General features: G+C 69.1%; 9 protein-coding genes and 1 pseudogene. 7 read left to right on the top strand and 3 right to left on the bottom strand.

The window, feature by feature from the left end:
- Positions 1-33 precede the first annotated feature (33 nt).
- The 4 genes and pseudogenes from mmsA to BLU77_RS12400 all read left to right on the top strand — a co-directional run bounded on the left by mmsA (position 34) and on the right by BLU77_RS12400 (position 4786).
- Positions 34-1575: a multiple monosaccharide ABC transporter ATP-binding protein gene (mmsA, locus tag BLU77_RS12385; RefSeq protein ID WP_089773448.1), complete on the top strand. Its 1542-nt coding sequence runs from the start codon at positions 34-36 to the stop codon at positions 1573-1575.
- A pseudogene (mmsB, locus tag BLU77_RS12390) lies at positions 1572-2749 on the top strand (multiple monosaccharide ABC transporter permease). Before mmsA ends, mmsB begins: the two are co-directional and overlap by 4 nt.
- A 79-nt stretch (positions 2750-2828) precedes the next feature.
- Positions 2829-4019, top strand: a complete 1191-nt coding sequence (locus tag BLU77_RS12395) for an ROK family transcriptional regulator (RefSeq protein ID WP_089773449.1) — start codon at positions 2829-2831, stop codon at positions 4017-4019.
- On the top strand, positions 4016-4786 hold the full coding sequence (locus BLU77_RS12400) for an ATP-binding cassette domain-containing protein (RefSeq protein WP_089773450.1): 771 nt from the start codon (positions 4016-4018) through the stop codon (positions 4784-4786). The genes BLU77_RS12395 and BLU77_RS12400 overlap by 4 nt, the downstream gene beginning before the upstream one ends.
- A gap of 95 nt (positions 4787-4881) precedes the next feature.
- On the opposite strand, the gene BLU77_RS12405 is transcribed toward BLU77_RS12400, so the two are convergent.
- The 3 genes from BLU77_RS12405 to BLU77_RS12415 are packed head-to-tail and all read right to left on the bottom strand — an operon-like array spanning position 4882 to position 9381.
- Positions 4882-6150 (bottom strand): four-carbon acid sugar kinase family protein, encoded by a 1269-nt coding sequence (locus tag BLU77_RS12405; protein WP_245708837.1) that lies wholly within the window; start codon positions 6148-6150, stop codon positions 4882-4884.
- Positions 6143-7450, bottom strand: coding sequence for a RuBisCO large subunit C-terminal-like domain-containing protein (locus BLU77_RS12410; protein ID WP_245708838.1), 1308 nt, complete (start codon positions 7448-7450; stop codon positions 6143-6145). The genes BLU77_RS12405 and BLU77_RS12410 overlap by 8 nt, the downstream gene beginning before the upstream one ends.
- Positions 7396-9381: a glycoside hydrolase family 127 protein gene (locus BLU77_RS12415; RefSeq protein WP_089773452.1), complete on the bottom strand. Its 1986-nt coding sequence runs from the start codon at positions 9379-9381 to the stop codon at positions 7396-7398. The genes BLU77_RS12410 and BLU77_RS12415 overlap by 55 nt, the downstream gene beginning before the upstream one ends.
- A 142-nt stretch (positions 9382-9523) precedes the next feature.
- Between BLU77_RS12415 and BLU77_RS12420 the strand changes: the two genes are divergently transcribed.
- From BLU77_RS12420 to BLU77_RS12430, 3 genes are all read left to right on the top strand, one after another.
- Positions 9524-10192, top strand: coding sequence for an aspartate/glutamate racemase family protein (locus tag BLU77_RS12420; protein WP_089773453.1), 669 nt, complete (start codon positions 9524-9526; stop codon positions 10190-10192).
- A gap of 2 nt (positions 10193-10194) precedes the next feature.
- Positions 10195-12360 carry a glycoside hydrolase family 5 protein gene (locus tag BLU77_RS22135; protein WP_175477081.1) on the top strand — a complete coding sequence of 722 codons (2166 nt, stop codon included), beginning with the start codon at positions 10195-10197 and terminating at the stop codon, positions 12358-12360.
- 68 nt (positions 12361-12428) lie between these two features.
- Positions 12429-14870, top strand: a complete 2442-nt coding sequence (locus BLU77_RS12430; protein ID WP_175477082.1) for a glycoside hydrolase family 95 protein — start codon at positions 12429-12431, stop codon at positions 14868-14870.
- Positions 14871-15004 lie beyond the last annotated feature (134 nt).

Raw genomic sequence — 15004 nt, forward strand, 5'->3', positions numbered from 1 at the left:
CCCCGACACGTCCCGTCGAGGAGGAGGACTCCCATGACCCCACCCATTCTCGAGATGCGCGAGATCACCAAGACGTTCCCCGGCGTCAAGGCCCTGCAGCAGGTCTCACTGACCGTGGCCCCGGGTGAGATTCACGCCATCTGTGGCGAGAACGGCGCCGGCAAGTCGACCCTGATGAAGGTGCTCTCCGGCGTCTACCCGCACGGCAGCTACGAGGGCGAGATCGTCCTGGAAGGCGATCCGGTGGCCTTCGGGTCCATCAATGACAGCGAAGACCGCGGGATCGTGATCATCCACCAGGAGCTCGCGCTGGTGCCGCACCTCAGCGTGGCGGAGAACATCTTCCTCGGCAACGAGCGGCGTGGCCTCGCCGGCCTGGTCGATTGGAACCGCGCGAACTCCGAAGCCACGGACCTGCTGCACCAGGTGGGGCTGCACGAGAACCCGACCACACCGATCAACCAGCTCGGAGTGGGCAAGCAACAACTCATCGAGATCGCCAAGGCGCTCTCCAAGGAGGTGAAGCTGCTCATCCTGGACGAACCCACCGCCGCGCTGAACGACACCGACTCCGAGCACCTGCTCGCACTGCTGCGCACGCTGCAGGAACGCGGGATCACCTCGATCATCATCTCCCACAAGCTGAACGAGATCGAGGAGATCGCCGACCGGACCACCATCATTCGCGACGGCCGGACCATCGAGACGATCGACATGAGCGATCCGGACGCCACCCAGGAGCGCATCATCCGCGGCATGGTCGGACGCGACCTCTCGCACCGCTTCCCGGAACGCGATCACGAGATCGGCGCGGAGATTTTCCGGGTGGACGGGTGGACCGTCGGGCACCCCACCCAGGCCGGACGCCTCGTGGTCGAGGACGCCTCGTTCACCGTCCACGCCGGCGAGGTGGTCGGAATCGCCGGGTTGATGGGCGCCGGACGCACCGAGCTCGCGATGAGCCTGTTCGGTCGCACCTACGGCCGGTATCTCTCCGGCGACGTCTCCCTGCGTGGGAAGAAGATCTCCACGGCGACCGTCTCAGACGCCATCGGCGCCGGCATCGCCTACGCCACCGAGGACCGGAAGGTCTACGGACTGAACCTCATCGAGGACGTGCGCCGCAACATCTCCGCCGCCGGCTTGCGTCAGCTCGCCACCCGCGGCTGGGTGAACGGCAACGAAGAGATGCAGGTGGCGCAGAAATATCGCGAGAGCATGAACATCAAGACACCAACGGTGCTGTCCACCGTGGGCCAGCTCTCCGGCGGCAACCAGCAGAAGGTCGTACTGAGCAAGTGGATCTACACCGACCCCGACGTGCTCATCCTCGACGAACCCACCCGCGGCATCGACGTCGGTGCCAAGTTCGAGATCTACACGATCATCAACGAGATGGTCGCCGCCGGGAAGGCGGTCATCGTGATCTCTTCCGAGCTGCCCGAGCTGTTGGGGCTCAGTGACCGCATCTATACCTTGGCCTTCGGCCGGATCACCGGCGAGATGCCGGTGGCCGAGGCCACCCAGGAGAATCTCATGCACCTGATGACGATGGAGAAGGAGCTCGTGTCATGACCGGGATCGCGAATGTCTGGGAGCTCGCCACCCGGAACATGCGGCAGAGCGGGATCGTGGTGGCCTTCGCCGCCATCGTGCTGCTGTTCTCACTGCTCAACCCGACGTTCCTCTCCCCCGGGAACATCACGAACATCGTGCTGCAGTACTCCTACATCCTGATCCTCGCGATCGGGATGGTGATCGTGATCATCGGCGGGCATATCGACCTCTCGGTCGGGTCCCTGGTCGCACTCACCGGTGCCGTGGCCGCCGTCGTGGTGATCAAGGGCGGGCAGCCCTGGTGGGTGGGTGTGATCGCCGCACTCGCCGTCGGCCTCATCGCTGGGGTGTGGCAGGGCTTCTGGGTGGCCTACGTGGGTATCCCGGCGTTCATCGTCACCCTGGCGGGCATGCTGCTTTTCCGCGGACTGGCCTGGCTGGTGCTGGACAACATCTCCCTTTCCCCTTCGGCGGTACTTACTACACGATCGCGAACGGGTTTCAGAACGGCCTCCTCGGCGGGATGGGCTTCGACGTGTTCACGCTGGCGATCTTCGCCTTCGCCGTGATCGGCTACGCCGTGCTGCAGTGGCGGTCCAGGATGGCGAAGCTGCGCTACCAGCAAGCGGTGGAGGCGCTCCCACTGTTCGTCGCGAAGGTCGTGATCGTCGCGGCCGTGGTGATGTGGTTCGCCTGGCAGCTCGCGCAGAGCCGCGGCTTGCCGAACGTGCTCATCCTGCTCGCGATCCTGATCATCGCCTACTCGCTGATCACGCAACGCTCCGTGTTCGGTCGTCACGTGTACGCGATTGGCGGGAACCTGCACGCCGCCCAGCTCTCCGGGGTGAAGGTGAAGAAGGTCAACTTCTGGATCTTCGTGAACATGGGTTTCCTCGCGGCACTGGCCGGCGTGGTCTACTCCGCACGGATGAACGGTGCGCAGCCGAGCGCCGGTGAGATGTTCGAGCTCGACGCGATCGCCGCCTGCTTCATCGGTGGCGCCGCGGTGACCGGCGGTGTCGGCCGGGTGACCGGCGCCATGGTCGGCGGCCTGATCATGGCCGTGATGAGCAACGGGATGCAGCTGATGGGCGTGGACCAGTCGATCCAGCAGGTCGTGAAGGGTCTCGTGCTGCTGCTGGCCGTCGCCTTCGACGTCTACAACAAGAAGCGCGCGAGCAACGCCCGGTGACCCGGAACGTACCGCCCGCCGTCGACGGATCACCGATCCGCGCGGTGGGCGGTGCGTCCACGGCCACTAGACTCGCGCCGTGAGCCGATTGCCGGCGGGATCGCAGACCTCGTTGCGGGAGGCCAACACCGCCCTCATCGTCAATGCGGTCAAGCAGTTCGGCGGACTCACCCAGGTGGAGCTGACCGGGGCCACCGGCCTCTCACCGGCCACTGTGTCCACGATCGTCAAAGAGCTCACCCGCTCCGGCGTGGTGGACACGCGGCCCACCTCCCGCAGCGGGCGGCGGGCCCAGATGGTCACCCTCGCCCGGCGCACCGGTCTGGCCGCGGGCGTGGTGGTGGGCGACCGCACCCTGCGGGTGCTGCTCGGCGATTTCGGCCACGAGGTGGTGGCGGACCGGTCGATGCCGCTGCCCCCGGAGCACCCGATGGACACGGTGCTGGACCGGATCGCGCTGCTGGTGGTGGACATGCTCGAACTGGTCGGGTCGGAGCTGGACGAGCTCGCCGGGATCGGGATCGGCCTGCCGGCGCCGGTGGACGCATCCACCGGCATGCTCTCGGTGCGCGGGATCCTCCGGGGGTGGGACTCCGAGCACATCGGCGACGTGATGGGCAAGCGCCTCGGCCGGCCCGTGTACGTGCAGAACGACGCCAACCTCGGCGCGCTCGCCGAGGCCACCCTCGGCCACGCTCGCGAGTACGCGGACAGCGTGTACGTGCGCGCCTCCTACGGCACCGGGGCCGGCATCATGCTCGGTGGTCGGTTGCACGGCGGGTACGGCGGCACGGCCGGCGAGATCGGGCACGTCCAGGTCGATCCCCTGGGCCAGATCTGCCGGTGCGGCCGTCGTGGCTGCCTGGACACCGTGGTGGGCGCCGAGGCGCTGATGGCCTCGCTTCAGATCAGTCACGGCCGCCTCACCTTTCGCGATGTGATCACCAGGGCCTCCGACGGCGACCCCGGCTGTGCGCGGGTGGTCACCGATGCGGGGCGTACGGTGGGCCGGGTGCTCGCCGGACTCTGCCAGGCGGTGAATCCGCAGATCGTGACGGTGGGCGGTGAGCTCGCGGAGTGCGGAGACGTGTTCCTGCTGCCGCTCCGGGAGGCGCTGGTCGAGCATGCACTGCCCAACCAGATCGCACCGATGGAGGTGAGCCCGGCGCGGCTCGGCACTGATGCCGAAGCGATGGGCGCACTGCTGCACGCACTCCAGTCCACCGATCTGACCGGGCCACCCGAACCGACCCGAGGGGGACGAGGATGACCACCCCGACACCCGGTACCGGCATGCCACTGCTGGCCATGCATGGGATCACGAAGCGGTTCCGCGCGGTCGAGGCACTGGTGGACGTCACCTTCGAGGTGCACCGACGGGAGGTCGTGGGACTGGTCGGCGACAACGCCGCCGGCAAGTCCACCCTGGCGAAGATCATCGCCGGCGCGCTGCAGCCCACCGCCGGCCTGCTCGAGCTCGACGGCGAAGGAGTGCAGATCCCGTCGCCGTCGGCAGCCCACCGGCTCGGCATCGCGACCGTGTTCCAGGACCTGGCGCTCTGCGAGAACCTGGACGTGACCGCGAACCTGTTCCTGGGGCGGGAACTCACCGGGTCCGGCCTGATGCACGAGGGCCGGATGGAGCAGCTCACCCGCTCCCTGCTGCACGACCTGCGTACCACGATCCCCTCGGCTCGTACCCCGCTGCACCAGCTCTCCGGCGGGCAGCGCCAGGCCGTCGCGATCGCCCGCACCCTGGTCGGGGAACCCCGCCTGGTCGTGCTGGACGAACCGACAGCCGCGCTCTCGGTCGCACAGACGGCGGAGGTGCTCACCCTGATCGAACAGTTGCGCGAGCTGGGGCTGGGCGTGATCTTCATCAGCCACAACCTCAACGACGTCCGCGCCGTGTGCGACCGGATCGAGGTGCTGCGGCACGGCCGCAACAACGGCACGTTCACCGGCAGTGACGTGCGCCAGTCGGACCTGATCGCCGCGATCACCGGAGCGCCGGGCTACCGACCCACCTCACCCTGACACCCCCGCCCCGGGCTCCCCATCTCGGCCGAGCGCAACCTGGTGCGGCGTTTCCGGGCCCGAACGCCGCACCAGGTTGCGCTCGGCGGGATGGGTTAGGTGTCGGTGTCGAGGGTGCGGATCGTCTCGAACAGGTCGACCGCGCCCACCTGGCCGCCCTTGAGCAGCAGCTCGAGCCCGTCGATCGCCTGGTCCTCAGCGTGCGCCCGCAGCAGCACCACATTGCCCGCCGGATTCGCCGCGATGGAGAGGGACTCCACGCCCAGCAACGTCGTGACCCGGCTGGAGGTGTCGCCGCCGCACACGATCACCCGCCCGACGCCGTCGGCCACAGCCGCCTCGACAATGCCTGTCGCCGCACGCGCCAGGGTGGGCAGCACCTCCTCCGCCGCCAGCCCGGAAGTGTCGGCATCGTCGGAGCTCAGCGCGACGCTTCGCCCGGTGGCAAGTGCTGCGAGTGCCCGCTCCTGGACGCCGTCGGCGAGCACCGGCTCGATCATCCATCCGGCACGGGCGGCGGCATCCATCTGACGCCGAGTCTGCGCGGACCGGCTCCCGGAGACGGCGAGCACTGGCCCGCGGGCGGGCGTCGCCACCGGCACTGGACCGGCCCCGCCCGGTTCGGCTGCCGCGAGTGCGTGGGACAGTCCGCCGGACCCGATCGCGAATCCACCAAGATCAAGCATCGCCTGCCCGAGCAGTCGCAGGTGCTCCTCCTGAAGCACGTCCAGCACCAGGCCCGCCACGTCCGACTCGCCGATCAGCCGGGTCACCTCCGCCACCGAGGTGTAGGCGGTGAACGGCACGCTCCCGATCTCCAGGTCCGTCTGCCGCCCCAGATGCACGGCCAGGTCGGACTCGTTCATCGGCGTCACGGGGTGACTGGACATCGTCGGCTGCCGGTCCAGCCGGTACACGGTCTCCCCCTCCCGGGCGAAGTGGTGTCCGAACACGGTGTACCGGCCGAAGTCCGGCTGGGCGAACAACAGCGGAACGGTGTGTTCCCCGAGCACCGAGCGCCCGATCTCCAGCGCCCGGCCGAGGCTGCCCACCTGCGGGGAGGAGTCCGCCGTCGAGCATGCTTTGTACTGCAGCACCTGCGGGTCCAGCCCAGCCAGCACAGTGAGCACCGGCCGCACCTCTGCCTCGACCTGTTCGGTGGGAAGGGACCTGGCGATCCCGGCGACCCCGACGGCGTCGCACTGCTGGGCGGCAGCCCGCAAGGTCTCCCTGTCCGGCAGCCGCGTGAACAGCCGCCCGGTCCAGCCGCGCCGGGCCACCTGGAGCAGCACGTCGACGCTTCCGGTGAAGTCGTCCCCGTAGAACGCCAGCCTCGTCGCGCCGGCCGCCGGATCGCTAGACACGCGCCGGACCGAACCGCTCGACCGCCCGTCGCAAGGCTCCGGAGCTGTCCAAGGCATCCTCTACGGTCTCACCCGCTGCCGCAGACGCCCACGCCTGCCGCATGCTGTCCACCCCGGCGCGGACGCCGTCGGGATGTCCGTGGATCCCGCCACCGGAGAGGACGAGCAGGTCCGTGCTGCCCACGGCGCTGTAGGTGGCGTGCGCGAGCCCACCCCACTGCCCGGAGGAGAGCACCGGCACCGCCGGCGTGGTGCCGAGCAACGGCTCCTGGACGGCGGAGATCGCCTCGAGCACCTCGGCGTCGGACTCGTAGAACTTGTTCGAGATGCCGTTCGTGTGCAGGTGGTCCACCCCGCTCAGCCGCGCCAACTTCTGCCACGCCCGGAATGCGATCCCGACCTGCTCGGAGCGGCTGATGGCCCCGAACCCGGCCCGGTGCCCGTGGATGGGCAGCTGCGAACGGCGGCGGATGTACTCCAGGCCGGCCAGGCCGATGGTGTTGATGCACACCATGATGCAGGTGCCACCGGCCTCGAGCACCATGTCGTGGTTACGTTCGAGCCGGTCGATGTCGTCGGTGATGTTGAAGGCGTACATCGGCTTCACGCCGGTGCTCTCGGCGTGCCGGTTCAGCACCGGCATCACGGCCTCGATCCGTGCGGCCAGCGGCGCGTGCGGGCCGTTTCCCTGCAGCTCGTCGTCCTTGATGAAGTCGATCCCGCCCGCGGCGAGGTCACCCACCAGCTCGGCCAGCTCGTCGGGCGAGAGCCCGATGCTGGGTTTGACGATGGTGCCGAGCAGCGCCCCCTCGGGCCGGGAGACCAGCCGCCGGGTCCCGGCCACCCCGAACTGCGGGCCCGGGTACCGGTCGGCGAAGGCGTCCGGGAGGTCGAGGTCGACGAGCTTGATCGCGCCGAGCTCCTTGATCTCGAACAGGTTCCCGGCCACGGCGGCCATCAGGTTGGGCAAGGACGGACCGAAGTTGTTCAGCGGGAACCGGATGCGCAGCCGAGCGCGCCGGCGGGCCGCCGGGTCGCCGACGGTCCCCGGCAGCGCTGAGGCACCGGTCAGCGGCAGCTCTTCGAGACCATCCACCTGGGCGGCGAACCGCGCCCGAACCGAGTCCGACTCGCGTTCGACCCGGACGAAGGTGCCGGTGGACTGTTCCCCAGCGAGGACCTCGGCCGCCCGCTCCAGCGGGAGAGAGGTCTCGACGACGTAGGTCGCCACGACATGGTCGGTCATCACCACACCACCGGCAGCCAGACCGACATCTCCGACGGTCCGCGGTTGCTCCATGCGTAGTAGGGCACCAGCCGCACACGCGCCCGGCGCAGGGGGCCGTCGTCGAGGTCGCCGTACAGGCTCTCGGTGGCGGGCGGGAGCACGGCGACCTCGGTCTCCAGCGCCGTCACCTGCTCGGCGCCGATCGCCATCTGCACGGGGCTGAACTGGGCGTCCCGCGGCAGGGCCACCTGCTCAAGCCGGACGCCGTCGGGCAGCTCATGACTCTCCACGCAGTACACGACCGGTCCACGCTGCACGGCCACCTGATTGGTGATCTCCTCGGCGAGCCGGTGCCCGCGCACGATCCGCACCGGCATCGGCAGATCGAGGGTGATCACGTCACCGACCTGCCACTCCCGCTCGATCCGGGTGTAGCTGGAGGGTTCGCTCACCTCGAGGGGTGTCCCGTTGACGGCGGCCCTCGCCCCGCGCGCCCAGCCGGGGATCCGTAGGTGGACCGGCAGGACGCCGGTGGCTTCGGTGACTGTGTAGGAGATCGCACCGTCCCACGGGTACTGCGAGCTCTCCTCGAGCACGAGATGGGCGCCGTCGGACTGCCCGTGCACCCGGGAGCCTCCGTACTGGTGCACATAGAGCCCGTCCGGGCCGACCGAGGCGATCCGCTCGTGCATCTCGGAGAGCGTGCGGGCGATGTTCGGCGGGCAACAGAAGCAGCTGAGGTAGTGCTGGCGCAGGCGCTCGTCCGAGGGCGGCGGCTCCGGCGTCGGACGCAGGGCCGTATCCCCGGACCGGCGCAGCGGGTAGGGCAGGTCACGCACCTGCCGCAACGGGTTGGTGTAGAAGTAACTGTCGCCGTCCAGGCCGATGCTGGCGAGCAGGGCGTTGTAGGCGATGGTCTCGATCACGTCGGCGTAGCGCGCGTCGGGCCGCAGGGCCAGCATCCGTTCGGACCAGAAGATCATGCCGATGTGCGCGCACGACTCGTTGTGCGCCGTCGTGTTCGGCAGCTGGTACGCCCGGCCGTAGGCCTGGTGCACCCGGCTGATCTCCTTCTGCCAGGGGTAACCGTCCGGGGAGGCGCCGTCGTAGAGGGCGCCGCAACCACCGGTGAGGTACAGCTTGGTGTCGACCACGTCTCGCCAGAGTCGGTCGAGCACGGCGTGCAGTTCGTCGTCACCGGTCTCGGCGACCAGGTCGCTCAGGCCGGCATAGAGGTAGTTGGCGCGCACGGCGTGCCCGGTCACGACGGTCTGCTCCCGGACCGGGATCCGGTCCTGGTTGTCGTCGCCCCCTTCGGTGAACTCGTCGCGCACCCGCAGGAACGCCTCACCGAGGCGCAGGTACCGCTCGTTGCCGGTGGCGCGGTAGAGGTCGATCACGGCCATGTAGTGCGACGGGCAGATCGCCGATTTCGCCAGTTCGGTGGGCTTGTCGGTGGCCAGCATCTCCAGGAACCCGGCGGCTTTCTCCGCCACGTCCAGGAGGATGTGCGAGCCCGTGACCGCGTGGTGGCGGACGGCCACGGTGATGAGGTGGCCGAGGTTGTAGGTCTCGAAGTTGAACCGGTCGGCGAGCGGCCGGACCTGGAGCTCCTGTCGCTCGGCGATGGCGGTCGGGGTGTGCAGGTAGCCGTCCTCGCGCTGCACCGAGGCGATCAGGCGGCCGAGCTCGGCGATCCGTTCGGCGAGCTCGTCGTCCCACTCCAGTTCGAGCTGCACGACGGCGGACTCGAGCCACTTGTAGGTGTCGCCATCCATGAACGGTGGGCCCTGGTGCTCCCCCTCCGCCACCCCTGCGGCGATCTGGAAGTTGCGCAGTCCTGGGCTGATCGCCGGGTCGCGCAGCATGTCCCACATCGTCGGGACGGTCACCTCGCGGGTCCGGCGCGCGACGTCGGCCCAGAAGCCGCTGTGCCAGCGGGCACCGTCTGCCCCGAGCGGAGTCCAGGGCGCATGCGCGCGGGTCTGGGGTGTGGCCGTCATTGGCTGTCCTTTCGCGTCATCACTGGTTGCGACTCTGCGAACAGGCTAGCCTGAGGGTGCAACTTCTCGCAATTATGAATGATTATGCACTGTGAGGTGGTTGCCCTCGCCCCACCACCGACTCAAGGGAGAAGATCGGACCATGACCTCCACACCTACCGCGCCCCGCGTCGCGTTCCTGCACACCGGCGCCGTCGTCATCCCGCCCGTGATGGAACTGGTCGGCGAGCAACTGCCCGACCTGAGCACAGTCAACTACCTCGATGACCGGATCGTTGCCGATCTCGCCGATGAATCCCGCCAGGACTCGGTCCCGGACCGGTTGGCCGACCTGGCCGCCGCCGCCAAGGCCGCCGGTGCCGACGTGGTCATGTTCACCTGCTCCTCGATCTCGCACCTGGCCGCGTCGACCGCGGAGAAGGCCGGGATCCCGGTGCTGCGGATCGACGAAGCGATGGCCGACGAGGCCGTCTCCGGTGGCGGGCGGGTGAGCGTGCTCGCCACGCTTCCGACCACGCTGAACCCCACCCTTGCGCTGCTGCGTGAGCGCGCCGGGCTCGCTGGCACCGAGCCCGAGCTGACCAGCGAGGTGGTCCCGGGCGCGTTCGAGGCCGTCGCAGGCGGGGATCGCGCCACCCACGACCGGCTGGTGGCGGAAGCGATCGAGCGTCACGCGCCGTCCAGCGACGTGGTGGTGCTCGCGCAGGCCTCGATGGCCTCTGCCGCCGAGGCGGCGCAGGTCACCGTGCCGGTGCTGACGAGCCTGCGGCCGGGGATCTCACGGCTGGCCGAGCGGGTGCAGGCGGGCTGAGCATGAGCGACATCCCACTCGTCCCCTACGTCATCGACCACCACCAGCGCGAGCGCTCCGGCGCCGACCTCTCCTTCCTGCTGGATGCCCCGGCAGGCCAGGAGGGTTTCATCCGCGTGTGCGATGGGCACCTCGTCCGCCCCGACGGCGAGCGCCTGCGCATCTGGGGGGTGAACCTCACCGGCTGGACCAGCGGTTCCGCGCTCCTGCCGCCGAAGGATGAAGCCCCCGTCTGGGCGGACACTCTGGCCCGGTTCGGCATCAACTGCGTGCGCTTCCACTTCCTGGACCTGCCCCAGCGGCCCGAGACTGACACCCGGCCCAGCGGGTTGATCGACCCCGGGCCCGATCACACCCAGTCCTTCGACCCGGAGCAGCTGGACCGGCTCGACTTCTTCGTCGCCGAACTCAAGCAGCGCGGGATCTACACCAACCTCAACCTCAACGTCGGCCGCACCTACAAGGGCGGCGACCACGTGCCCGACGGTGAGGCGGTGCGGATCTGGAAGGGGATGACCTTCATTGGCGAGCGCCTGATCGAGCTGCAGAAGACCTACGCGCGCGACCTGCTCACCCACCACAACCCCTACACCGGCAACGAGTACGCGCACGAGCCCGCGGTCGCGATCGTGGAGATCGTGAACGAGAACTCCCTGTACGAGTTCTGGATGCGCAACTGGCTCCGGGGCGAACGGACCACCGACAGCCCGGACATCCAGCTCGACTTCCCGCCGTTCTACGCCCGCCAGCTCGATGCGATGTATCAGGGGTGGCTGGCCGAGAACCGCACCGAGGCGCAACTGGCCGAGCTGCGCGTGCTCGCCGGGGTCGCGGCGGGCGAAGCGATCCCGCGGTTGCGCGCAGAGCAGTTCGCCGAGGCGCCGGCACCGCTGTTCCACGCCGAGGGCGAGTTCTACGGTGCCGTCGAGCGTGACTTCTTCCTGGACTTCAAGCACTACCTCACCGAGGACCTCGGCGTCGAGTCGGTGATCGTCGGCTGTGCCGATCACACCTACTGGATCCCGAACCAACCGATCATCGCCGGCACCTCCGAGCTCGATGTGGTGGACGGCCACGTGTACTGGCAGCACCCGGCGATCTGGGGTGCCCGGAACACGCCGATGGTCGATGACCCGCTGGACTCCACCATCGTCAAGCTCAGCCGCTCCCCGGTGGCCGGCAAGCCGTTCACGGTGAGCGAGGTCAATCACCCGAACCCGAACTCCTCCGCGGCCGAGATGATCCCGATCCTCGCCGCCTACGCCGCCTTCCAGGACTGGGACGGCATCTTCTTCTACACCTTCGAACCGAAGCTGCAGGGTCAGTACCAGCCCCATGTGGCCGACCATTTCGACATCACGCTCGATCCGGTGAAGATGATCCAGATGGCGGCCGGGGCGCTGATCTTCTCCCGGGCCGACGTGCAGCCCGCGCGGGAGACCGTCAGCCGTTCCTACTCGGCCGAACAGGTGCTGGAGAGCATGCGGCTGCCGGAATCGGCCCGCCCCTACTTCACGCCGGGATTCCCGGTCTCGACGGCGTTGCGGCACGGGCTCCGGATCTCCTCCCTCGACGGCGAGCCCACCGCCGACCACGGCCCGGAGCAACCAGGCCCCTACCTCGCCGACACCGGCGAGCTCGGCTGGTACGTCAAGGACGAACGCGGCGGCCTGGTGACGATCGACACCGACCGCACCCAGGCGCTGGTCGGGCACGTGAAGGCCCACGGGCGCACCACCACCCACCTGAGCGCCGACATCGCCAACGACTTCTGCGCGATCACCCTCAGCGCGCTGGATGATCAGCCGATCCCACGCAGCGAGCGACTGCTTCTCACGGTGTGCTCCCGCATCGAGAACACCGGCACCCAGTGGAACGCCCGCCGCACACTCTGGGAGACCTGGGGCGAGAGCCCGACGCTGATCGAACCCGTGACGGGCTGGCTGGTGCTGACCGACCTGCAGGGTCCGATCGACATCCAGGTCACACCGCTCGACGGCTCGGACCGGCCGATCGGCGAACCGCTGCACGCCCGCCGGCTGGAGATCGGGTGGGAGATACCGCTCGGCGATCCCGCCACCACCCAGTACCTGCTGCACCCGGTGCGCTCGGCCGAGCAGGCCAAGCGTCTCGCCGAGGGCGGGCAGTTGTGGGAGTTCTTCGGCTGACAAGCCCACCACACCTACCGTCCGACCCGGCAAGGCCCCGCTCCTCCTCCCAGAAAGTCGACCTCACCGTGAGCACCACCAACGATGGCCACACGCTCTGGTACACCACCCCTGCCCGCGCCTGGCAGGAGACCTTGCTGCTCGGCAACGGACGCCTCGGCGCCAGCGTGTGGGGCGGCGTGGAACACGAGGTGATCGACCTCAACGAGGACACCCTCTGGACCGGCGAGCCCGGGTACGAGCCCAATCCGAAGGCACCGGCCGCTCTACCCGAGGTGCGCCGCCTGCTGCTCACCGGAGAGTACGCCCGGGCACAGGAGCTCGCCGCCGACTCACTCGGCGGGATCGGTGGCACCGGGATGTACATGCCGCTGGGCCGGCTCACACTCGACCTTCCCTTCGGTGAGGTGAGCGGCTATCGCCGCCAGCTCGATCTGAATACGGCGACGGCGCAGGTCACCTTCACCCATGAGGGCGTCACCTACCGCCGGGAGGTCTTCGCGTCGCACCCGGCCGGTGCGCTGGTCGTGCGGCTGAGTGCTGATCGCCCGGGGATGGTCTCGCTCCGGGCGTCGCTGTCCAGCCAGCTGCGGCACGAGACCGGCACTGTGACTGGCAACGTGTCCAGCGCAACGGCGGGCGCTGCCGTCGGCTCCGTCGTCGGCGCCACGAGCACAGTGGTTCGCATGCACGGCCGGGCCCCGATGCGGTCCTACAACTACTCCGGGCAGACCCGCGAACCCGAGTACGACAACGGACCCCAGCCCCGGGGCATGCGGTGGGAGGCCAGGCTCGCCGCCGTCGCCGAGGGCGGCACGCTCAGCGCAGACGGCACGGACGTCGTGATCGCTGAGGGATGCGACGCGGTGACCCTCGTCGTGGCCGCGCGCACGAGCTACAACGGCCCCGGCGCGAGCCCGAGCCGAGCCGGCCAGGACGAGAAGGTGCTGGTCGCCGGGGACGTGCGGAACGCCGTCGGGCAGGACTACGAGACCCTGCGCCGCGCGCACGTGCGCGATCATGCCGAACTCTTCGGCCGGGTCCACCTGGATCTGGGGCGGTCCGCGGCCGAGGCACTGCCGACCGATGAGCGGGTGGCGGCGTATGTGGCCGGTAGCGGCGCAGACCCAGGACTGGCCGCGCTGTACTACCAGTTCGGGCGGTACATCCTCATCGCCACCTCCCGGCCAGGCAGCCAGCCGGCGAACCTGCAGGGTGTGTGGAATCCGTCGATCAACCCGGCGTGGGGGTCGAACTGGACGATCAACTGCAACGCGCAGATCAACTACTGGCCGGTGGAGGTGGCGAACCTGGCCGAGTGCCACGAACCGCTGCTGGAGCTGACGCGGGAGCTGAGTGAGAACGGGGCGCAAGTGGCGAGCGACCATTACTCCGCCCGGGGCTGGGTCTCGCACCAGGGCACCGACATCTGGCGCTACGCCCAACCGGTGGGCAGCAATCCCCAGTGGTCGAACTTCGTGGCCAGCAACGCGTGGCTGTGCCAGCACCTGTGGGAGCACTACGCGTTCTCGGGTGATCTCGACGAGTTGCGCAGGTTTTGGCCGGTCATCCGCGATGCGGCCGCGTTCCACCTGGACATGCTGGTGGCGGAGCCCGAGCGTGGGTGGCTGGTGACGGCACCGGACATCAACTTCGAGAACATCTGGGTGGCACCGGACGGGTCGACCGGGTCGCTGGCGATGGGGACGACGCCGACCACGCAGATGGTGCGCGAGCTGTTCACGAACGTTCTCGCGGCCGCCGACGCGCTCGGCGAGTCACCCGAGCTGGCCGAGGAGATCGAGGCAGCCCTGCCGCGGCTGGCGCCGATGCAGATCAGCCCCACCACCGGTCAGCTGCAGGAGTACCTGCAGGACTGGGGGCGGCAGATGAAGGCGGAGGTGCTCTCCAGCTGGGGCGCGGTGTGCAGCGCGCAGATCCACCCGCGCCGCACGCCCGGGCTGGCGGCCGCGCTGCGCCGGATCTTCGACACCGAGCGCTGGTGGGAGGAGAAGGAGGATCCGCTCAAGGGGCCGTGCCTGGGCAGCTGGGAGGGCGGGTTCCAGTCGATGACCTACGCCCGGCTCGGCGACGGGGATGCGGCACTGCGGGTGTTCGATCTGCACCTGCAGAAGGCCGTGCAGCCCAACCTCGGCTCGAAGTTCATCGGGCACGCACCGAACAACCCGATGTTCCAGATCGACGGCAACCTCGGCCAGACCAGCGCCGTAAACGAGATGCTGCTGCAGTCTCACGTGCATGAGGGCGGGGTGTACGAGCTCAATCTGCTGCCGGCACTACCGGGCCAGTGGGCCGACGGCGAGGTGCGCGGCCTGCGTGGGCGCGGCGGGTTCGAGGTCGACCTGCGCTGGCGCGGCGGCGCCCTCGAGTCGGCCACGGTCCGGTCGGTCACGGGCACGACGACCCGGGTGCGCTACGGCGAGCGCACCCAGGACGTGACCCTGGCCCCGGGCGAGCAGATCGAGCTCGACGGCGGTCTTATGGTGTGATTCCGACGTACCAGGTGCGTCAGAATCACACCACAGTCAGTCGCGTCAGTGCTCCCAGAGGGTGGCCAGCGGCAGCGCCCAGAGCTTCCGTTCTGCGGATTCGCCAGGTTGTCATTGCGGATTCGCCAGGGTTC

This window comes from Ruania alba (assembly GCF_900105765.1).
Taxonomy (GTDB): domain Bacteria; phylum Actinomycetota; class Actinomycetes; order Actinomycetales; family Beutenbergiaceae; genus Ruania; species Ruania alba.

Bases quoted from the DNA above. Each gene is read 5' to 3' on its own strand.
- mmsA (WP_089773448.1), top strand. From the start codon at position 34: ATGACCCCACCCATTCTCGAGATGCGCGAGATCACCAAGACGTTCCCC.
- BLU77_RS22135 (WP_175477081.1), top strand. From the start codon at position 10,195: ATGAGCGACATCCCACTCGTCCCCTACGTCATCGACCACCACCAGCGC.
- BLU77_RS12400 (WP_089773450.1), top strand. From the start codon at position 4,016: ATGACCACCCCGACACCCGGTACCGGCATGCCACTGCTGGCCATGCAT.
- BLU77_RS12420 (WP_089773453.1), top strand. From the start codon at position 9,524: ATGACCTCCACACCTACCGCGCCCCGCGTCGCGTTCCTGCACACCGGC.
- BLU77_RS12410 (WP_245708838.1), bottom strand. From the start codon at position 7,450: ATGGAGCAACCGCGGACCGTCGGAGATGTCGGTCTGGCTGCCGGTGGT.
- BLU77_RS12415 (WP_089773452.1), bottom strand. From the start codon at position 9,381: ATGACGGCCACACCCCAGACCCGCGCGCATGCGCCCTGGACTCCGCTC.